The organism is Polyangiaceae bacterium (genome assembly GCA_016715885.1).
In the GTDB taxonomy this organism is placed as follows: Bacteria; Myxococcota_A; Polyangia; order Polyangiales; family Polyangiaceae; genus Polyangium.
This window is the reverse complement of the sequence record JADJXL010000015.1, coordinates 122,145-143,165: the sequence shown is the minus strand read 5'-3', so window position 1 is coordinate 143,165 and position 21,021 is coordinate 122,145. Positions and strand designations below refer to the sequence as shown.

The following is a 21,021-nucleotide window of genomic DNA, read 5'->3' as shown; positions in this document are numbered from 1 at the left end:
CCGACGAGGTCGATCACGCATCGATGACGCGACGTAACGCGCGTTCGACGAGCTGCGGAACCATCTCGCGCCGCCATTCGGTGTCCTCGTCGACGTTCGGCAGCGGCTTGCATTCCGTATACGCCCCGCGCGAGACATCCCGGACAACCGTTTCGATGGGTGTACCTGGACGAACCGTCGTCGCAGCACGCACTCGACGAGGACGCGCTCCGAGCGCGGAAACGACGACATCGGCCGCATCGATGCGAAGAGGTTCGTGGTCGGACAGATCCACGCGCACGGCGACCGACAGGAGCGGAAAGTCGATCGCTCCACGACGACGAAGCTTTTCGAAGGCAGAACGCCGGGTCGATCGACGCGGAATCGACACGCGCACGACGAGCTCACCCGGTTCGAGCACCGTGTTTTTGATGCCGTCCGCCGTGTAGAAATCGTTCGCTGCAAGGACGCGAGAACCACTCGGACCGAGCACGTGAATGTCCGCATCGAGCGCGAGCAGCGCAGGCGCCGTGTCGTTCGATGCGGCCGCGACGCACTTCTGTCCGCCGCGTACGACGTGACAAACCGTGCCGTCTTTCTTCAGGCAAAACCCTAGCGATTTGCGCCAGAAATACGTCTGGTTGTAGTAGCGACAGCGCGTGTCGAGGCAGATGTTGCCGCCCAGCGTTCCCATCGCTCGGTGATGCGGTCCGCCCACTTGGCCAGCAGCTTCCGCAAGCGCAGGCGCCCACCTGCGCACGACGATGCTGTCCGCGACCTCGGACAAACGCATCCCTGCGCCAACGACGAGCCGCTCGGCGCCATCTGCTGAAACGTCGACCGAGATGCCTCGAAGCTCGTCGATCCCACCGATGGACACGACATGCTCGGGCTCCACGAGTCCCTGCTTCATGTTCGGCAGCACGTCGGTGCCGCCGGCGATGACGACGGCTTTGCTTCCGAGACGCGCGAGCAGATCGATCGCAGCGGATAGCGTGCGCGGACGATGATGATCGAAGAGCGGTAACGGCAGCACGACGATTACTCCGCAGCAGCAGGTCGCTCGCGCGCGTCGTCGGCCTTTTGCTTGCGCAAGGCTTCGAGAACACGTGCGGGCGAGAAAGGCAGGCGGCGCATACGCACGCCGACTGCGTCGAAGATGGCGTTGGAAATGGCGGGAATCGAAGGGTGAAGTGGACCTTCGCCCGCTTCCTTGGCGCCTCGGGGACCCTCCGCATCGTCCGATTCGATGATGAACGGGACAAACTCGGGAACGTCCAAGCTCGTAGGAATGCGGTAGTCGAGCAGGTTCGGACCTTTGTGCAGGCCATCCGTGCCGATGACGTGCGCCTCGAGCAACGCTTCGGCCGCGCCCATGTAGGCCGATCCTTCGAGCTGTCCTTCGACGACCGTTGGACACAGCGCCTTGCCGCAATCATGCGCGACCCAGATTTTTTCCACGGTCACGATGCCAGATCGCTCGTCGACGCTCACTTCGGCGACATGCGCCGTGAACGAGTACGCCGGCGAGGCACCGATCGTTCCACCACGGTAGTCCCCGCCAAGCTTGGGCGTGTTGTAGTGACCGACGGCGCCGATCGTCCCGAACTTCGCTTCGGCAAGTTGAATCGCTTCGGTGACGGGGACGCCTCGCGATGGATCGCTGATCGACACGAGCGCACCGCGCGTGACCAGCACGTCACGAGGTTCAATCTCGAGCTTCGCCGCGACGGCGCGAACGAGTTTGTCCTTCACTTCGCGCGCGGCCATGAGGCACGCGTTGCCGTTCATGAACGTGCCGCGCGACGAGTACGCACCAAGGTCCACCGGGGCGAGGTCCGTATCACCGGAAACGACGCGTACCGAGCCCAGATCGAGGCCGAGCTCGTCGGCGACGATGACGGCGAGCATGAGGTCGCAGCTTTGGCCAATTTCGCTTTGACCTGAAAATATCGTCACGACACCCGAACGATCGACCTTCAATTGCACAGCGCTTTGCGGCATCGCGTTCGGGTAAATCGCGTAATTCGTTCCGCTGATGTACGCACTGACGGCCACGCCCAAACCGCGACCACGCGGGAGTTTGCCCCGACGATCTTTCCATCCGCTGGCTCGTTCGACGGCTTCGAGACACTCCAAAATGCCGTTCGACGTGACGCGCATGCCGTTGAGCGTCTTCGATCCGGGAGGCACGATGTTCTTGCGTCGAAGCTCGATGGGATCGATCGACAACGCGCAGGCCACTTCGTCGAGAAGCACCTCGAAAGCGAAGCGAGGCTGCACGCTTCCATGGCCGCGTTTCGGCCCGCATGGCGGTTTGTTGGTGAACAAACGAGTGGAGTGGAAGCGGTAATTTTCGGGGAATGCGGGCAGGGTGAGGAGCTGTCCCGAGTAGTACGCCGTGACGAGGCCGAAGGATGAATACGCTCCACCGTCGATGTACGTGCGCGCATCGAGTGCCGTGAGCTTGCCGTCGCTACGCGCGCCGACCTTCATGTGGATGCGCATCGGATGACGACCGCGGTGCGCGTAAAATTCTTCTTCGCGCGTGTAGAGGAACTTGACGGGGCGACCGGTGTTCATCGCGAGTTTGGCCGCGCAGAACTCGAGCGAAAACGGCTCGCTCTTGCCGCCGAACGCACCACCGACGGGCGGCTGAATCACGCGGATGCGCGTGGGCGAGATGCGCAGCACGCGCGACAGTTCGCGGTGCAAATAATGCGGCACCTGCGTCGTCGACCACACCGTGAGCAGGCCGTTCTTGTCGACGTTCGCGATCGCGCAGTGCGTCTCGATCGGCGCGTGCGCCGAACCCTCGTAGTAAAAATCGCTCTCCGTGACGAAGTCGCTTTCGACAAACGCGGTGTCGACGTCGCCGAACGCGAGGTCGACGTCCTTGGATACGTTGTCCTTTCCGCCTTTGCCGAGACCAACCTCGGGATGATGAATGGCCGTGTCGAGGTCCGTAGCAGCCGGGAGGATCTCGTATTCGACGTCGATGAGATCCGCCGCTTCGTGCGCGGCACGTTCGTCTTCTGCGGCGACCGCTGCAACGCCGTCTCCGATGAAGCGCGCGGTATCGAGCGCCAGCGGATATTCGTCGGGCGTCCAAGGAATGATGCCGAACCGCTCGGGCATGTCTTTGCCCGTGATGACGGCGACGACGTCACGCCGGCTGAGCGCTCGCGTTGCATCGATGCGCTTGATGCGTGCGTGCGGATGAGGGCACCGCACGATGCGACCCCAAAGCATGCGCGGAAGGTGAATGTCGTCTGTGTACCTGACCTGACCCGTCACGCGGGGGCCGAGCATCGAACGAGTTCGAGTTCCAATGAGGCCGCGTACCGACGCAGAACCGTTGGGCTTTTGTTGTTCCGCCATGGCCCTATCCCTGCTTCTGAGCGCGCGCCGCCGAGTTCGATGCAAGCGCCGGCGGAGCACACTCGGTTCCGGGCAAACCCTCGCCCGCAGTTGCCTCACCACGTCGAATTTTCGCGGCAAGTTCGATGGCGTCGATGATCTTACCGTAGCCCGTGCATCGACACAGGTTGCCCGATACCGCGACTTTGATCTCGTCGCGTGAAGGCTTGGGATTGCGGTCGAGCAGCGCCGTGGCGCTCATCAACATCCCCGGCGTGCAAAAGCCACACTGACCACCGCCAGCTCTGTCGAAACCGTCCAGCAACGCATCGATGTGCGGCGCTCCTTCGAGCGTTTCCACCGTACGCACGTGCTTGCCGTGCGCATCGAGCGCGAGCGTCAAACACGAGAGCACCGCGACGCCATCGACGATCACCGTACACGCGCCGCAATCACCCTTGTCGCAACCTTGCTTGGTGCCGACCAAGTCCAGGTCGTAACGAAGCGCCTCGAGTAGGGTTCGTCGTGGCGGAACGGCAAGGTCGACGACCGTCTCGCCAACCGTCATCGACATCGGCACGAGACGTTCACGACGTTCGCGTTCGGTCGTATTGCCTGACTCCGTTTCGTTTGAGGTTGAACGATAGGCGCGGAAGGAGAAGCGATCTTTTCGCGTGTCCGATCCGGCGATGGGATGGTCTTTGGGGATGGGGTACTGCAGCGCGCGCGAGGCGAGCTCGCAGTATTCGATGAGTCGCGTTTCGGACGGCCTTGGCCTCGAGCCTATACGCCCGAGGTTGTCGACGAGCAGTTCCAGGCTCGTGTTGCCCACGCGTTCACCAACGCCGAGCCCCGTGCCGTGAACGCGATCGACGCCAGCCGTCGCGGCCCAAATCGCATTCGGGAGGCCAATGCCGCGGTCGTTGTGCCCGTGCCAGTCGAGCTGAACGTGCGATGCGCCCATGTCGTCGAGTGTTTTGCGAGCGAATTCGACCAGCGCTTCGATGCCGTACGGCGTGACGTGTCCGGTCGTGTCGCAAATGCAAATGCGGCTCGTCCCCGCGTCGACGGCGCATTTGTAGAGCGTTCGCAATACGTCGGGGTGCGACCTGGTCGTGTCTTCCGTGACGAGGCAAAAGGGCAAACCCGCGGCGGTGGCTTCTCGCGCGGCGCCCGTGATTGCGCCAATCAAAAAGTCGAGATCCCAGCCTTCGACGAAAAGGCGGATAGGCGAGCTGCCGATGAACGAATACACCTCGATGGGGATGCCAGCTCGCTGCGCCGCGCGCGCGATGCCTTGCACGTCCGAAACGACCGTGCGGGCCGCTGCGGTGGGGATGAGGCGCAGCTTGGACCGCACGATTTCGCGGCAAATGAGATAACAATCCTCGGCGTTTTGCTTGCCTGCAGCAGGAAGACCCACGCTGACGACATCGACGCCGATCGCATCCATCGCATGGACGAGATCGATTTTTTGCGACGTTTCAGGCTGGATCCCGGCGGCGCTTTGCAGTCCATCCCGAAGCGTTTCGTCGACTACGGCGACATTTTTCGGTCCGCGCCCGAACGCGCGACGCAGCGCTGTGTGCTCGGACCGGTTCTCACCACCTGCATCGACAAGCAGTGGGACGTTGGCATTCCAGTCGTACATTCAGAAAAACCTCGGCAGCGGCTCGCCCTTCCGTAGCATGGTTCGCGCCCTGCATGTGTATCGTTACGGCATATGCGTGCTCGGACTTGACGCACCGTCAGCCATGCCGCAGAGCGGTCAATCACCGATGAGAACAATAGGTCTCGCTCTTACTGCTCTTACACTGTTGTCGTGTGCCTCCACGGGCACAGTCGATGCGCCGAAGATCGAGTCGACGATTGTTCAGAAAGCAGCGTCGCCTACGGCGGGATCGCAATCGACTCCACCGACCCCACCACCTCTCCGTTTGCCCGACGATGTGCACCCCGTGCGCCAAGCCGTCGAATTGACGCTCATTCCCACGGAAGAAATCTTCACCGGCAAAACGCGAATCGACGTAAAGATCGACAAGTCGACGTCACTTGTGTGGCTCAACATCGAAGGGCTCACCATTGAACGGGCCGAAGCGCAAATTGGGCAAGCGAGCGTACCGGCCAAACTCATTGTCGGGGATCGATACTTCGTTGGCCTGTCCTTCGATGCTCCACTTCCGGCTGGGAATGCCGCAATTTCCCTGGTTTATCGCGGTCCACTGCTCACGAGGGAAACCGCAGGCGTCACGCGTCAGAAGGAGGGCAATGATTGGTATGTCTATTCGGACTTCGAGCCGCTCGAGGCGCGCCGGGCATTTCCGTCCTTCGACGAGCCAGGGTACAAAATTCCTTGGCAATTGACACTTCGTGCGCGCAAGGGCGACGTTGCGCTTTCGAATACGCCGCCTGAATCGACGACGGACGAACCGAATGGCATGAAGCTCGTGCGGTTTGCGGAAACCAAGCCGCTTCCGAGTTATCTCGTCGCGTTTGCCGTGGGGCCATTCGAACTGGTGGAAGCGGGCACGGCGGGCGCAAAGAAGACGCCCATTCGCGTGATTGCACCGCGCGGGAAAAAAGCCTGGGCGCATTATGCAGCAGCGACGACGGGCCCGATACTCGATCTTTTGGAGAAGTATTTTGGTACGCCGTATCCTTACGAAAAACTCGACGTGATTTCCGTGCCGCTTCTCGGGGGCGCCATGGAAAACCCGGGGCTCGTCACGTTCAATCAATCGCTCATTCTTTCGCGTCCCGAAGAAGAATCCGCATCGTTCCGCAGTCGGTATGCAGGCATCTGTGCACACGAGCTCGCGCATCAATGGTTTGGCAATTTGGTCACGATGGCCTGGTGGGACGATTTGTGGCTGAACGAAACGTTTGCCACGTGGATGGCGCCGAAAATCACGGAACAACTCGAACCGACCTGGAACACCGCCGCTGAACGCGCACAGTCTGCGACGTCTGCCATGCGCGCCGATAGCCTCGCAACGGCGCGGCGCATTCGACAACCCATCGAATCGATCGACGACATTCACAATGCCTTCGACGGCATTACGTATGGCAAAGGTGCCGCCGTCACGCGCATGTTCGAGATGTACGTGGGCGAGGAAAAATTCCGCAAAGGTGTGCAGCGTTATTTGCGCGAACACGAATTCGGTAGTGCGACGGCGAAAGACTTTTTGGCATCCATTTCCGCCGAAGCCGGCAAAGACATCACGCCGGCGTTTTTCTCGTTTCTCGACCAACCCGGCGTCCCTCTGGTGAACGTCACGCTTGCATGTGGCAATGCCCCGAAGCTCACGCTTTCGCAATCGCGGTATTTGCCCGAAGGGGCCGAACAATCAGCAGGGACGTCGGTGTGGAAAATACCGGTGTGCGCACGCTTTGGAGCCGGAGCGAAAACGGAAACGCGCTGCGTGAATCTCGATGCCTCGAGCGGTGAATTGCCCCTGCCATATTGTCCCGATTGGGTCGTCGCGAACGATGGTGCCAATGGCTATTATCGCGTGGCGTATGCACCGGATCTTCTGCAAAAATTGTCGAAGAAGACGGACATTCTTTCGGCGCCCGAGCGAATCTCGCTGCTCGGCGACGTCGGTGCTCTCGCAACTGCCGGAAAACTCGATTACCCGCAAGTGCTCGAAATTGCAGCGAAATTGGCGGACGATAAAAACGCTGCGGTCGTGGAATCCACGATGGCGCCGTTCTGGGCGCTTGCGAAAGGGCATCTTTTTTCGGAAGAGCAGCGTCCAAAATTCGCTGGATTCGTGCGCGACATCTTCGGTAAACGCGCCCAGACGCTCGGATTCCGCAGCCAACCGAAGGACGATGATCCGACGCGTGAATTGCGTTCGCAATTGATTTCTCTCGTGGCCGAGGAAGGCGGTGACGAAAAGCTCGTAGCCGAAGCGACGAAGCTCGCACGCGCATGGCTTACCGACCGCAAAGCCATCGATCCGGACGTGATTCAAACGGTGCTTTCGGTGGCAGCTTCGCGCGGTGATTCTGCATTGTTCGATGCGTTCGTGGCGGAAGCGAAAAGGGCACCCGAAAGAATCGACCGCAATCGCCTCCTCCGAGCGCTTGGAGGATTCCGTGATCCCGCGATTGCGGAAAAAGCGTTTGCTTTGACGCTGGATCCGGCGTTCGATACCCGAGAAGCCATGCAAGTGCTCATGGCGGCATCGTGGCACCCTGCGACGAAAGAGCGAGCGTACGCGTTTTTGAAGAAAAACTTCGACGACTTGGCTGCTCGACTGCCCAGTGAATACCCGGCCAGATTTTCGTGGTTTGGCGCGGCACTTTGCGATGACAAACGCCGCGACGAAGTCATTGCCTACTTCAAAGATCGATCGCCCAAATATGCCGGTGGTCCACGCATGCTCGCTCAGTCGCTCGAATCGATGCGCATTTGCGCGGCGCTGCGACGCTCGCAACAACCCAATGTCGATGCATTCCTGAAAGCTCGTAAGTGAGGCGACGACCATGTGGTTCAATACAAAACCGTCCGATACGTCCTACATCGATTCTGCCCCGCATCGTCTTGCCAACGTCTTGACCATCGATGCCTCGCCGCAGCGTGTGTTCGACATTTTCGCTACGGCCGATCATCAAGATGAATGGATGCCCGATTTCAAGGCGTGTCGGTGGACCAGCGGTGAACCGCATGGCATCGGTTCGACGCGCGAAATCGAAATGAAAATGCTGACCGTGAAGGAACGGTTTTTGGTATGGGAACCAGGCAAACGAATCACCTTTTCGATCGATGCCATCACGGTGCCCATCATCAGCCAAATGCTCGAAGATTTGCGCTTCGAGTCGCTATCGAATGGACAAGCCACGAAGCTCATTTGGCATGTTCATTATACGCCAGCGCTCGTGGCGTTGCCCATACATCCCGCGGCACGCGCCGTGTTCAGCCGGATGTTCAGCGTGGCCGGAAAGAACCTCGCCAAGTGGGTCAAGACAAACGGCTAATTGGGAAATGACGTGAAAATTTTCTGGCGGCAGCGCGGAGCGCTTCCAATTGTTGTCGCCTGGGCGATTTTCTTGGCGTATGTGCTTGCCGCGCGCGGAGTGCGGAATTTCTTCCCGATATCCGCGTTCGACATGTATCAGGCGCGGTCGCAGGACATTGCTTCGCGCGTGCTCGTCGTCGATGAAATGGGCAAACCCTCCGAGCTGACGCAATACGAAGCATTTCGCTGTGATCCGCCTCGGCCCGAGCTTGCCAACGTGCAGCATTGCTTGCATGCGGGCGCAGGGCGCGTCGAATACGTCCTGCGAGACGCGCAAATTCATCTGGATGCGCATTTGACACCGGACATTGCCGATGGCACCGACGTCAAATTGGTGTGGCGCACGTTTACGCTCAAAGATCGACCGGGACCTCCGGCTTTCACCGATTGTGTGCTTGCGACGTGTAGGGTGCGAGGAAAGGGTAGGGGGCCGTGATCCTCGATTACGGGTCGCCTTATGATGGATATTCGCGTACGCCATTGCGCGTCGCATTGGCTGCCATTTCAGGCATCGTGTTCTTCATGGAGGCGTACAGCGTAGCGGAAATGACGCGCGATTCTCATTACGCGCACGCTGCTGGGCCTCTGCATCTTTTGCCGAATCATCCTGCATCCGCATGGCTGGTGTTTGCCCTCATCACGCTCGGCCTCGTCATGCTGGCCATCGATCGATTCAGCACGATTGCCGGCACGTGGGCGATTGCATGGATGTCGGTGCTGAGTCAGTGGCAACGGGAGCTTTTCGGCACGCCGTCACGCAATTCATTTTTCCCGGGCGTGATGCTGTTTGGATGGGTCTTGGGGCTTGTCTGGGCTCGAGCGGTTGCGGGCAAAGATGCGGAAAAACCCGAGGGACGGGTTTTTCGTGAGCGTATTGCCGAAGTAGGTGCAATGGCGTGTATTGCGGCGGGCTATACCAGCTCCGCGCTGAGCAAGCTATTTGCGGCGGGTTTCGATTGGATCAATTCAAATCAAGTTCGATGGCTCGTGCTTGCACAGGAGCCGCTCGGACAATGGCCGTGGCTCGTCGCGTATCGCAATCTGGTCATCGAAAGTCCACGCGTGGCATGGTTTTCGGCGTTTATGACCATCGTCATCGAAGGTGGCGGATTTTTTCTACTTTTTGGTCCTCGGTCACGGCTCTTGTGGACGGTCATGATTTGGGCGCTGCACATCAACATCATTCTTTTGTGCGTAATGCCCTACCTCGAACCGATGGCGCTTTTGCTCGTCTTTGCGTTACCTTGGCCGCGTATCTTCCGTCGTCCCCGTACCCACGATCCGCTGCTCGAGCGGCGTCCTGAGCTTGTGCGACCCGATATGCCCGATGCGATGTGGTTGATACTCACGGCAATCGTCGTGCTGGCCTGGGTGCTTCCAATCGGGTGGCGAGCGGGGTAATCGACGTCGTCGCTCATGCCGCTTGCGGCAATGGCGCACCCGTTCCCGAGCTCGACGCTGGCTGCCGGAAGCGCCATATCCGATGATCCAGCCAATAATGCGCGAGATTGACGCCAATCATTGCCGCTGCCCACGGTGGAATCGGCAAAGCCGTCGCCGGACGCATGCCATTGACATCGGCCATCGCACGCACGCCAACACTGATCAGCGTGAGAATGACCACGCCAAACCCGCCGAAAGCGGTCAATGCTGCGAGATACCCGAATTTCGAGGGTGGTGCAATGCGCTGGCGCAACCACGATGGCACCAGCGCGAGCCCTGGACGCGACCGCTCGAATTTCCAAACGAAATACAAATATTGCACGTAATGACCACTGGCCAGCGCGTAAAGCGGTATCGCCGGATGATCGATCACGAGCGGAAGAATGCTCCACAAGAGCGCCTGTGAAACGATAATGGCTGAACCGAGCGGATCGACGTTTTCCCCGCGACGATATGCAATCACTTCACGAGCCATGTGGGCAATCAGCGCGACGGCTCCTGCAAAGGCGATGGGCAAAACGAGCCAGAGGGGAGGGGCCAATAGCGGCGCGGTCGAATAGGTATGACAAACGGCGCGCGCTCGATAAAGAAGCGCCCCGAGCGGCAGCAAAAAACACGCCGCCTGGTCGATGCGTAGCGAAAATGGCGATAATACTCGGCCCGAACGTCGCTGCACGCTACGCGACAAACCATAATTCTGCATCATCGCATGATGCAGGCTCAAGTAATACTGCGCGCCGAAGAGCGCCACGCCGTATCCGACTGCTTCGCCAAAAATGGCACCAAGAACCAAAATCGCAGGCAGCCACGCCCGCTCGATCATCGCGCTGCGCATGTTTTGCGGATCGAGATACACGCGTGACCACGTCGCAGCCATGTGCGCGAGATTCAGCCCCACGAAACTCAATGAAAACACGACGAGCGCTGTCATTTCGTCAATCAGACCAGCACCTGCGGCGAGGGCCAAACACGCGCCCGGGATTGCGGAAGCGACGTAACTGAGCCACTCCCCCGTGCGATTCATACGTTTGCCAATGCCATTCGAGTGCGATGGCGAAGTCCATCCCCGATCGCATCGACAATGGAGCTCGCCAAATGTTGAAGGTGTTCACGCGTCGCATGATCGCCCTTCAGCGCCAATCCGACGACGCCAACTTTGCGCAGCATGCTCGACAAGGGCAACGAACGATAACGCGCACCATCGAGGAGCCATTCGACTGCCGCGGGAGACAACAATGGCAATAAATCGAAAATATTCGACAATCGGCGCAATTCTTCGTTCTCGGGGAAATCGACGTTTCCATCGTACATGTATCCCGGACCCACGTCACCATCGAGAATACGTGCGACGGCAGCTTCGCTGAGCAGGCCACTTTCGCGGGCATTTTCGAGCGCCGTGGTGCCCGGGAAATACGTCATCCAATGGGCAACGATTCGAGTCGGACGCACTTCGTTGTAAAAACGAATCGCGGCGATTTGATCCGCGACACCTTCGCCGGGCAAACCAATGATGTGATCGACGGAATACGGAATTCCGTAATCACTCAAATGCGTGAGCGTCTTGCGAATCCGGTCTTCGTCCCCTTTGCGATCGACGGCGGCGAGCGTGTCCGAGTTGACCGTTTGCACACCGACTCGGACGACCGCACACCCGGCATCGGCCAAGAGGCGCGCCATTTCGCGATTCATGGCGTTGGGATGCGTGTAGCATTCGAATGGAATGCCAATCTCCGAACGATATGCCTCCGCGAATTCAGCCATCCAGCGGTTGTCGAGCGTGAAAATGGGATCCCAAAAAAACACTTTGCGCGTTTTGCCCCGCTTCTTCCATGGCCGAAGCTCGCGCATGACATGCTCGACCGATCGGCGCCGGACCGGCTTTTCTCCCGGATATTGCTGCGGAAATGTAGAATATTCGCAAAAGCTGCACCGATACGGACAACCACGGCGCGAAATGATGTAATACTCGCGCTCGTAACCCGGCACGGCATCATAAAAAATGGATTTGTCCGAAAAAGGCAATTCGTCGAGGTCCTGGAATAGCGGCCTCGGCAGGTTCCTTTTGGGCGTGAGAAGTCCCTTGACCGTGACGTTGGGAATGTCTTTGCGCCCAAAACGATTCGTTTCCGCGCAATTCACCAAGTCGAGCAGCGCCCCTTCGCCCTCACCTTCGACGACTGCATCAATGGCTGGTTCGAGGATCGACCTATCGGGGGTCGAGCCCACGTGCGGCCCGCCAAACACGATCGGCACTTTGCGCGATGCCTTGATCGCTCGAGCAACATCGACCGACCAACGATGCGTCACGCTGTACGAAGTGAACGCGACGACGTCGGGATTCGTCTTCACGACACGCGCTGCGGTCTCTTCAGGCGGCGGTTCGAGAAGCTGCGCGAGCAGTGGAATGTCCGTGCCGCTTCCCGAAGAAAAAGGCCGAGGTTCGTAGACGAGCGTGGTTTCGTGCCCGTGCGCGCGAAGGTACGCCGAAAGTGCCTCGATGCCCAAATGCTCGAGCCCTGTAGTGACGAACGTGACACGCATGATGCGCCCGGTGGGATTGTAGAACGTAGCGCAGGCCGTGTGTAAACTCGCGCGACGCGATGCATAGGGGCAAGCCCGATTCACGGCAAGGCATCGGGCTCGGCGTCGCCTACATTTGCGCAGGACTTCTCGTCGCACTCGATCCGCGCACCACGCACGACGAAGGTCTGCTCATGTACGGCTTCGCGCGCTCTCTCGGAGAAGCGTTCGTGCCGTGCTTGTTTCTTCAGAAGATCAAGCCCGCTCTGGCGCTCGTGTACGCCCCTGTCGCGCGCTTTGGGCTCGCGCCATACATGTTCCTGCACCTGGTCGTTGCTGCTGCAACCATCGTTTGGACGCATGCAATCGCGCGATCGTTGCAGCACAAACGACCATGGTTGCCCGCAGTCGTCGTTGCCCTCTCGCCGCTGTACACGTGGAGCGCGCTGACGGGCGTGTCGAACTCGGATGGAGTCGCCGCGACGGCGCTGTTTTTGTACCTGCTCGAAGCGCGGAAGAACCTTTTTGCGGCAGGTCTCGTCCTCGGTCTGCTTCCGTGGATTCGCTACGAACAAGCGCTCTTTTCCGCCGTTCTCGCACCGTGGGTCCTCTATCGCCATCGCGGCCCGGCTTTCCTCGGAGGGCTCGTCACGTGGCCCATCGCGTACCTGGGCAGCGGCGCCATCTATCACCGTGATCCACTCTGGTTCGTTCACTTCTTGCCGAACGTCAGCAACCTCGAATCCGGCAATCCGGTGTGGCTCGCCGAGTTCGCAAGTCACGGCCCACGCACCGCAGTCGTGTCGCTCGCGATGGTTTCCCCGGCGGTGTTTTTCCTACCGCTCGTACGCACGCGCGGGCTTCGGCCGATCGAGCGGCTGCTCGGTGCGTTTACAGTGCTCTTCTTCGTAGCGTTTGTCGTCACGCACCTCGCGCCACGCGACATAGGTCCTGCATTTACACTCGGTTTCTCCTCACGTTATGCCGTCGTGCCGCTCGTCGCGGTGGCGCTCTTGCTCGGTCGCGTCGTCGAAGCGCTCGAGGCCGACGTGCGCCCGCGCCTGCGCGACACGCTGGCTGCTGCAGCTCTTCTTGCATTGGGCTTTCAATTTCGCGCAGCCATGGTGGCGCCGCTCATCGCATCGGCAGCGGTGGGTACCGTCGTCGCAGCGGCTCGCGCAGGTGCCAAAAAGCTAACCGTGGCCCTGGCGCTTTCGTTTCTCGTCGTCCTACCGCTTCACCTGAAAGACGACCTTTTCACGTCGTTTCCGGTGCGCGATGAAACGCTCGAACCGATCGCCGCGTGGCTCGACGCCAATGCTCCGAAGGCCGAGGTGTACACGAACCATCAGCTCCTCGCGTCGTACCTGCGTCGTACCGACCGATCCGTTGGTGCACAAATCAAGTTCATGCTCGCCGTGGATCATCGGTTCGAGCTCGTGCATCTTTCGAACCCGGCAAACGGCCAACGCGCAGCCGTGCTCGATGCGATTCCTCGGTCGGTGTTCGGTGCCGTCGTGCAACCTGAGCCACTCGATCCGAACAGCGTTCCAAATGGAACTTTGTTCATCCTCATCGACGATGCGCGGACGAAGGAAATCCTTCCGCCGGAACGCTGGAGCAAGCGGCTAAGGTTGATCCATCGAGGGTCGAAATTCTTGGTGTTCGAACTATTGCCCTGAACCGCTCTTCCGTTCCGCTTGCTCGACGCGCGTAGCGAGCAACATGAGAAGTGCATCGATCTCCTTCTGTGTCGGCGGAGCATCCGGGGGCGTCGTGCGCGTATAGAAGAGATCGTGCCGGAGTGTTTGTCGTGGCGATCGATGCGGGAGCTTTCCCCGCGTCACGACCATGAGTGCAAGCGGTGTCGAGCCCCGGTGCAAATCGATCTCGACGCCTTTGGGCTCGAGACAACGGATATGCGTAACGCTGAAGTCGGCCAGGTTCTGTCCCACGTCGAGCCCATCCACGAGTGCAAGCACTTCGTTGGTGCATGGAACCACCTCGGGCGCGAAGTCTTGCCTGCGTTGCTGCTTTGGGCTTCGTCGAATGCTTTGAACTGCAACCACCGTCGCGACGACCGCGATGCACAAGGGCGGGACGACTCGCTTCACGACAGGCCCCACGCGAGCGACAGCTTGCGTCCGAGGTTCGCGAGCGACATCTCCAGGCGCGACTCGTACCGACCCGTGACCGCATTCGCTGCGAGCGTAACGAACCTCCAAGGGCGCATGCCGAAGCTCACCGAATAGAACAACGTCAATCCGAGCAACCGGTACACCCGCAACGCTTGAGATGAAACGTTTGAGCTCCAAGAAACGGCGCCCGCCAAATCCGAATAGGACAAGAGCGCGGCGAAGTATTCATCATCCAACTCGCCAATTTTCCCCTGCGCCACGAGCGCATCGAAAAGCTCGGATCCAGGGTACGGCGAGAACGTCCAGATGGACACGTCGTGCACACCAGCAACTGCCATCTGCGCGACGAACCGAAGGCTTTCGAGGATCTCGTCGTGCGTTTCTTCAGGAAAACCCACGAGGATGTTGGCTTTGACGTTGAGGCCTTCGGTCACCGCAGCTCGCATCGACGCGTCCATTCGGTCGAGGTTCACCTTCTTCTTGATGGCCTTCAGTGTGCGCTTCGACCCGCTTTCAGGTGCATACGAAACGTTGCGACAACCGGATCGATAAAGAAGTCGCGCAACGTCTCCGTCGATGGCTTCGCTCCGCGTGCCGCTCGGAAGTTGCCACGTGATGTCGATGCGCCGCCGCATTAGCTCTTCACAAAACGCCACGATCCAGTCTTTGCGGATGATCGCAGTGAGGTCGTAGAAGTCGATGTTGTCGACGTCGTATCGCCGCACGTACGACTCGATCTCGTCGACCACGAGCGAGGGCTTACGCGTCACGTATCGCGTGGTCCACATCCGCGGACTCGAACAAAACGTGCACTGATACGGGCATCCACGTGTCGCGACGATCGGCATCGTGCGTCCGCGATCGACACCGAAACTGTGCCCGCCCGCGAGATACGTTTCGATGGGTGTGAGATCCCAACGAGGTAGGGGAATCGCATCGACCTCGCGAATGCGTGCGCGCGCTGCGGTGCGCACGAGACCTGCACGCGTGCGTACGACGAGCCCTGCGACGTTCACGAGACTTTTGCCCGTCGTGATCGCACGCGCTGCATCGACGATCGTCTCTTCGCCTTCGCCAAGCGCGCAGGCGAGGAGCGCGGGAGCGCTTCGCAGCGCGTGTTCGGGGGCCGCGGTTGGATGCTCGCCGCCGCAAAGAATCGGAATGCCAGGAAACTTGCGATCGATGGCCGCGATGATGTCGCGCACGATGGGCCAGTCGGTCGAGAACATGCACGAGATGGCGACGAGCTCCGTGCTCGGATCGATTCGATCGACGATGTCGTTCGTCGCGAGGCCGTTGACGAGCACGTTGTCGTGGTAGCCCGGCTGCATCACGTGCACGCCTTCGCCCAACGCATCGATGACTTCGACGTCGAAACCCGCTTCCGTCAGGCTACCGGCCAAGCATGCAACCGACAGCGGCGGCGTCACGTTGAGCGTGAGCGCGAGCCGACCGACGGCACACGGTGGGCGAATCAGCGAAACGAGCGGCATGTTGTCGCAAGAGGCTCAGTTGCGCGGCGCATGAGGCAGCTTGTAAGATGCCAGTGTAGGTGCGGTTTTACAATCGCGACCGAGGACGAAAGCGAGTGCGAGTTCTCATCACCGGCGGTGCAGGTTTCATCGGATCGAACCTCGCGCGTGTGCTCGTCGAACATGGCCACGATGTGGTGATCGCCGACAACCTGTCGATGCATCATTCGACGGCGCTGCTCGGTTCGACGCTTTCACGCGTGCGTTTTTTCCACTGCGACATCCGCATGCCCGAGGATCTCGATGCGCTGCCCGAAGGCCCCTACGATCGCATCTATCACCTCGCTGCATCCTTTGCGAACGCGCGATCCCTTGCTCAACCGACGTTGGACGTCCGGACAAACGCCGAGGGTACGCTCAACACGCTCGCCTACGCCAAGCGCGTAGGCTGCGGTCTCTTCGTCTACACCGGTTCTTCATCTTCGTACGGTCCTGCGCCTCTTCCGTTTCGTGAAGACGGGCCTCTTTTTCCCAGCACGCCATACGCGACGACGAAGCGACTCGGCGAACAATACGTGCAGGCAAGCGGCTTGCCGTCGGTGGTTTTTCGGCTCTTCAACGTGTACGGACCAGGCGATCCGCCGGGGATTTATCGCAATGCGATTCCCAACATGATCGCCGCGCTCGACCGTCCCGGAGGCGCGATCGAGGTCCTTGGTGATGGAGCAACTCGCGACTTCACCTACGTGGACGATGTGATCGACGTGCTCATCGAAGCGCATCGAGCGGAAGGAAAAACCCTCAACGTGGGCACGGGGCACGAAACCCCGATTGCCCTCCTCGCGCGGCGCATCCTCGAGCAGTTCGACCTGAACGAGTCGCATCTGTGCGTCAAACCCGCGCGCACATGGGACACGGTCGTTCGTCGAGTCGCCGATGTGACGGCGCTACAGCAGCACTTTCCGGGCGCATGCGCGACGAACATCGAGAGCGGTTTGCCGCGAGCCGCTTCATGGCTTTACGAGGCGGGGTTCGTCTCGCGTAAGCCGGCATGAAGCTTCCGGGCAGCATTCTATTCGTCGGCGCGCACTGCGATGACATCGAGCTTCTCGCGGGTGGTCTTTGGTCACGCGCATGTCGAACGGGCACGCGCGTCGGAGTGCTCGTGTTCAGCGATCACCGCGGCATGGTCGACGATGCAACGGCAGCGCGTGCGCGCGCGGAGTTTCGAGCGAACATTGGCTGGCTTGCCGCACGCACGAACTGCGTCATCGCCGATCACACAGGGTTTGTCCTACCGGCGTGTAGCGGCGCATTCGAGGCCGAGCGAGGGCGCATTTATGCAGCACTCGAAGCGTTGAGAGACGACTACGAGTTGGTCGTGACGCACCCGCTTCACGACACGAACCAGGATCATCAGCAAGTTGCTCGTGAAGCTACGCGCGTGTTCAAAGCTCACGCGACGGTGCTCGCCGGAGAATTTCCAAACAACGATCTCGGCGAAGGGCGACTCGAAGTGTACGTCCCTTTGGAACCTCAAGACGTCGAAGCCAAGGTGCACCTCGTGTCGAGTTATGTTTCGCAGCAGTTCGGGGGTAGGCCGTACTTCGATGACCATGTCGTGCAGGCGCTTGCGACGCTTCGCGGATCGCAGGTGCGCGAACGTGCAGCCGAAGCGTTTTTCGTGCTCTCACGAATCATCGTTCGTTAGATCAAACGTCGAATCGTTTGCGCAAAATGCGAATGAGAATCCGCGTTCCATCGCGGAACGAATCCAGGTGCGACGCTCCGTGAGATCGCCGCATTCGAGTCACCGGTACGTCCACGACTCGACCGCCTGAACGCAGCACCGACAACAAGAGATCGACCTCGATGTCGTATCGAGTTGCCGTGAGGCGTGCTCGCTCCGCCGCCGCCTTTCGCACTGCGCGAAAGCCTGCTTGGGTGTCCGTGAGTCGTGCGCCGAAGAGCAAGTTGACCACTTCCGTGAGGCCTTGGTTGCCGAGACGATTGAGCGGAGTGATGGCTCCGTTGCCGAACCGACCGAGGAACCGAGATCCCACGACCATGTCGACGTCTGGAGCAAATGCTTCGAGCAAGAGAGGGATTTCGCGCGGATCGTCTTGCCCATCGGCGTCCATGAACAGCAGAATGTCTCCCGATGCTTCGGCGATGCCTCGGCGAATCGCGACGCCCTTGCCTCCGTTCCGAGACAACCGGATGACGCGAGCGCCGGCTCGTTCCGCGAGGCGTGCGGTTTCGTCTTTCGAACCATCGTCGACCACGATGATCTCGTGCAGGTTCGGCGTATGCTCGCGACAGCCATGCACGATCTGCTCGATGGTGCCTGCTTCGTCGTATGCCGCTAAAATCACCGAAACATTCATACCTTGCCAGCCTCGTAGGCGGTTTGTCCTCGCACACCGAGCCTTAGTTTGACGCGTCCCTCGAATTCATACACCGAGCGAATACGCGCATGGATGTTCCGGCCTCTGCCGACCCATCGCGCACAGTTGGCAGCGACGCTGGTAGCATTTTTCGCGGGCGCGCTTTTGGGATTCACGTTCCTGCTGACGGACGCGCCGTGGCCCGTTCCCACCGTGGCCGCCGCTCTCGTGACGGCCGCATTCGTGGCTTCACGGACCGAGCGCCGTCGCTTGCGTCTCGTGGGGCTCTTCGTCGTGTTTGCCGCGTATGCTTTGTGGACATACGAATTGCTGGCGTTTGGGGAAGCGCTGTATTGGACGATTCGATGGCCCGTGTGGGCGCTCGTCGTTGCATTTGGGTTTGCGGCCGTTCTGACGCACGGGCCGAGCTGGAAACGGGTGGAAGTGCCCTTCGTCTTGCCCATGGGCGTGGTCATTGCGGCATGCCTTTGGGGTTGGAGGACGGAGGAGACGCGTATTCGTTGTGAAGATTGGCGTGCGGTAGCGGCACAATCCGAGGTGAAAATTTCGATTCCCACGATCGATACACCATGCATTGGAGACGAAGCGATTCCCATTGCACGGTTTCCACGGCACGTGTCCGAATCACCCGACGGCGCGTCGTACCTATTCACGACGCAAATGCGCAATCCGACGGTGAGCAACGCGATGCCAGCTCCGGGGCGTTTTTCCGGATCGATTTGCACGTCTCCACGGAATGGCTCGAGCCCCCCGACATGTACGGGCGTGGGCACTTCGCAAGGAATGGCTGAATCGGAACCGCTCGATAGGTTTTTCGTCGCCAATTGGGGTCCCGTGCGCGAAGGTGGGCGTCGAGGAGGCCGGATTTATGCGGTGGCAAGAAGTCATCCGCTGCGCGTCTTGGCCGAGCGCGAGCTCGACATTCTATCGGGTGAATTATTTCATGATCCTATTGGGGATATCGTCGGAGTATTCAATGACGACGCGGACTTCGTGTATCCGTTCCGCGCCTCGACGCTGGAGCCACTCGAGCCCATGTTTGCTCCCATCATTCCGGGAGATACGCATTTTGATCCCGTTCGGCGCGAAGGCGTGTGTTGTTTTGCCGTGGGGCCGATCAAAACCATCGATGGCCACGCCTTTGCGGCCGTCGCATTCGCCACGGATCCTTTTCGTCTGAGACCACTCGCGCCATCGAATGAAGCGCCATGGATGTGGTTTGGTTTTTCCTGGGGATGCGATTGGGATCCGGCGAATCGGCGAGCTTATGCGGCCATCGCGAGCCTCGGCATACTGCATGAAATCGATTACGACTCAGGAAGCGTGCTGCGCACGTTCTACACGGGAATGGGCGTGCGCTCGGTCGCGTACGATCGCAAGCGACATCGATTGTATCTCGGACATTACTTGACGGGAAAGGTCGGGGCGGTCGATCTGAGCACGGGAAAGACCATTGCAGAGTGGTTTGCGGGAAGGTTCGTGCGCACGGTCGTGCTCAGTCGTGATGCACGCAGGCTCATCGCGACATCGAATGCGGGCATCGTCGAGATCGACTTGCCCGATTAGCCTTTCAGAAGGCCACGCACGGTTTCGGCATCCTCCCGCGCAATGCGGTGAAATACCGGCTGCAGCCCTTCGATGTCGCGCTCTCCAAAAGCTCCGCTCGAAGCAAATGCTCGAGCACGAGGGCCATCGAGAACGAAGAATAGATCGACCATCCCGCCCGGTGTCGGGCTGTCGATGACGTCGACGATATGCGTGCGTTCCAGATGCAATTCGTGATCACCGCATTGAATGAGCACGCGGCGATCCGTAACCCAATACCGCGTTTCCGATTGCAGACGCGCGGGACGAATGACCGACGCGTACATGACGAAGATCGCGGCTCCAGCCATGAGAAATATGGTCAGCACGAGCGACGTGACGAGGGCGAAAAATTGGATCGAATACGGCTCCATCCCGCCTTTGGCCACGGTACGCACCGCGTGCACGGCTCGGATCGAAATGAAGACGGATGCAAACGCCATGAGCAGGCCTAGGACAAACCCCGCGATCGCTCGCGAATTCGTGGGAATCCATTTGCCCCAATGATCGGGTGGATGGCCCGACCAGAGCACACGTTCACCGTCGTCGAGCCTCTGGGCGAGCAGGCGTTCGCCATCTCCCGCAGGCGTTGCCGGCGTGATACCTCGAATGATGGCCCAAATGCGATCCGGTGCGACGACGCCCGTCAGCACGATGGACAAGCGACGCCGAAGCGCTCCGGTCGGCACCGCTCGCACGAGCTCCAAGTCGCCAACTCCAGGGTGATTCGGATCCCAATGAATACGTGCGTAACTAATGGCCGATCGATCCATCGTGCGCCGAAATTGGCCGCGTTTGATCCATACGAGCCTATCGGTCACGACGTATTCGAAGTCCTCGAGCCACCATTTCGGTCCGCGAGCCAATGCAACGGCAAGCAGTGCCGACCAGACGGCAAATGCAAGTTGCGACCCGGGACTATGCCCGAGCGCCATTGCGACGACGACCGCAGATGCCGTCGCAATGGCCGAGATCACGCCCATGACGACGGCCGCAATACGATAAAGCGGCGGACACACGACGACTTTGGGCCGGCCCGACCAAGCCACCGGTTGATCGAACAGCGAATCGGGCGTCAACCAATACCTCCGTG

The 21,021-nt window shown here is 60.0% G+C and carries 17 protein-coding genes and 1 pseudogene; 8 read left to right on the top strand and 10 right to left on the bottom strand.

Annotated features, from left to right (window positions below):
• Positions 1 to 13: 13 nt before the first annotated feature.
• From IPM54_14085 to IPM54_14070, 4 genes and pseudogenes are all read right to left on the bottom strand, one after another.
• Complete coding sequence (locus IPM54_14085) at positions 14 to 1,015, bottom strand: FAD binding domain-containing protein (GenBank protein MBK9260933.1); 1,002 nt, start codon at positions 1,013 to 1,015, stop codon at positions 14 to 16.
• Positions 1,016 to 1,020: 5 nt separating this feature from the next.
• On the bottom strand, positions 1,021 to 3,360 hold the full coding sequence (locus tag IPM54_14080) for a molybdopterin-dependent oxidoreductase (GenBank protein ID MBK9260932.1): 2,340 nt from the start codon (positions 3,358 to 3,360) through the stop codon (positions 1,021 to 1,023).
• A gap of 4 nt (positions 3,361 to 3,364) precedes the next feature.
• Positions 3,365 to 3,913, bottom strand: coding sequence for a (2Fe-2S)-binding protein (locus IPM54_14075; protein ID MBK9260931.1), 549 nt, complete (start codon positions 3,911 to 3,913; stop codon positions 3,365 to 3,367).
• 93 nt (positions 3,914 to 4,006) lie between these two features.
• Positions 4,007 to 4,990: pseudogene (locus IPM54_14070) on the bottom strand (2-isopropylmalate synthase).
• A gap of 307 nt (positions 4,991 to 5,297) precedes the next feature.
• Between IPM54_14070 and IPM54_14065 the strand changes: the two are divergent.
• Genes IPM54_14065 through IPM54_14050 form a run of 4 tightly spaced genes read left to right on the top strand, consistent with a single transcriptional unit; the run spans position 5,298 to position 9,764 of the window.
• Positions 5,298 to 7,820 (top strand): ERAP1-like C-terminal domain-containing protein, encoded by a 2,523-nt coding sequence (locus IPM54_14065; protein ID MBK9260930.1) that lies wholly within the window; start codon positions 5,298 to 5,300, stop codon positions 7,818 to 7,820.
• A gap of 10 nt (positions 7,821 to 7,830) precedes the next feature.
• Positions 7,831 to 8,322: an SRPBCC family protein gene (locus IPM54_14060; GenBank protein ID MBK9260929.1), complete on the top strand. Its 492-nt coding sequence runs from the start codon at positions 7,831 to 7,833 to the stop codon at positions 8,320 to 8,322.
• Between the two features lie 12 nt (positions 8,323 to 8,334).
• On the top strand, positions 8,335 to 8,799 hold the full coding sequence (locus tag IPM54_14055) for a hypothetical protein (GenBank protein ID MBK9260928.1): 465 nt from the start codon (positions 8,335 to 8,337) through the stop codon (positions 8,797 to 8,799).
• Positions 8,796 to 9,764: a hypothetical protein gene (locus IPM54_14050; GenBank protein ID MBK9260927.1), complete on the top strand. Its 969-nt coding sequence runs from the start codon at positions 8,796 to 8,798 to the stop codon at positions 9,762 to 9,764. Before IPM54_14055 ends, IPM54_14050 begins: the two co-directional genes overlap by 4 nt.
• A gap of 13 nt (positions 9,765 to 9,777) precedes the next feature.
• On the opposite strand, the gene IPM54_14045 is transcribed toward IPM54_14050, so the two are convergent.
• Entirely contained in the window at positions 9,778 to 10,830 is a 1,053-nt protein-coding gene (locus tag IPM54_14045) for a hypothetical protein (GenBank protein ID MBK9260926.1), read from the bottom strand.
• On the bottom strand, positions 10,827 to 12,347 hold the full coding sequence (locus IPM54_14040) for a radical SAM protein (protein ID MBK9260925.1): 1,521 nt from the start codon (positions 12,345 to 12,347) through the stop codon (positions 10,827 to 10,829). The genes IPM54_14045 and IPM54_14040 overlap by 4 nt, the downstream gene beginning before the upstream one ends.
• A gap of 59 nt (positions 12,348 to 12,406) precedes the next feature.
• On the opposite strand from IPM54_14040, the gene IPM54_14035 reads away from it, so the two are divergent.
• On the top strand, positions 12,407 to 14,008 hold the full coding sequence (locus tag IPM54_14035; protein MBK9260924.1) for a hypothetical protein: 1,602 nt from the start codon (positions 12,407 to 12,409) through the stop codon (positions 14,006 to 14,008).
• On the opposite strand, the gene IPM54_14030 is transcribed toward IPM54_14035, so the two are convergent.
• Both IPM54_14030 and IPM54_14025 read right to left on the bottom strand, forming a co-directional pair.
• The gene (locus IPM54_14030) at positions 13,997 to 14,440 is read right to left on the bottom strand and encodes a hypothetical protein (protein ID MBK9260923.1); all 444 of its coding nucleotides are present in this window, start codon (positions 14,438 to 14,440) and stop codon (positions 13,997 to 13,999) included. The two genes, IPM54_14035 and IPM54_14030, sit on opposite strands and share 12 nt — an antisense overlap.
• On the bottom strand, positions 14,437 to 15,957 hold the full coding sequence (locus IPM54_14025) for a B12-binding domain-containing radical SAM protein (protein MBK9260922.1): 1,521 nt from the start codon (positions 15,955 to 15,957) through the stop codon (positions 14,437 to 14,439). The genes IPM54_14030 and IPM54_14025 overlap by 4 nt, the downstream gene beginning before the upstream one ends.
• A 95-nt stretch (positions 15,958 to 16,052) precedes the next feature.
• Between IPM54_14025 and IPM54_14020 the strand changes: the two genes are divergently transcribed.
• Positions 16,053 to 16,991, top strand: a complete 939-nt coding sequence (locus IPM54_14020) for an NAD-dependent epimerase/dehydratase family protein (GenBank protein MBK9260921.1) — start codon at positions 16,053 to 16,055, stop codon at positions 16,989 to 16,991.
• A complete protein-coding gene (locus tag IPM54_14015) occupies positions 16,988 to 17,647 on the top strand; it encodes a PIG-L family deacetylase (protein MBK9260920.1) in 660 nt (219 codons plus the stop codon). The genes IPM54_14020 and IPM54_14015 overlap by 4 nt, the downstream gene beginning before the upstream one ends.
• 1 nt (position 17,648) lies before the next feature.
• Here IPM54_14015 and IPM54_14010 read toward each other — a convergent pair whose 3' ends face one another.
• Positions 17,649 to 18,311, bottom strand: a complete 663-nt coding sequence (locus IPM54_14010) for a glycosyltransferase family 2 protein (protein MBK9260919.1) — start codon at positions 18,309 to 18,311, stop codon at positions 17,649 to 17,651.
• Positions 18,312 to 18,416: 105 nt separating this feature from the next.
• On the opposite strand from IPM54_14010, the gene IPM54_14005 reads away from it, so the two are divergent.
• Positions 18,417 to 19,910, top strand: a complete 1,494-nt coding sequence (locus tag IPM54_14005; protein ID MBK9260918.1) for a hypothetical protein — start codon at positions 18,417 to 18,419, stop codon at positions 19,908 to 19,910.
• On the opposite strand, the gene IPM54_14000 is transcribed toward IPM54_14005, so the two are convergent.
• The gene (locus IPM54_14000; GenBank protein ID MBK9260917.1) at positions 19,907 to 21,007 is read right to left on the bottom strand and encodes a hypothetical protein; all 1,101 of its coding nucleotides are present in this window, start codon (positions 21,005 to 21,007) and stop codon (positions 19,907 to 19,909) included. The two genes, IPM54_14005 and IPM54_14000, sit on opposite strands and share 4 nt — an antisense overlap.
• Positions 21,008 to 21,021: the final 14 nt, after the last annotated feature.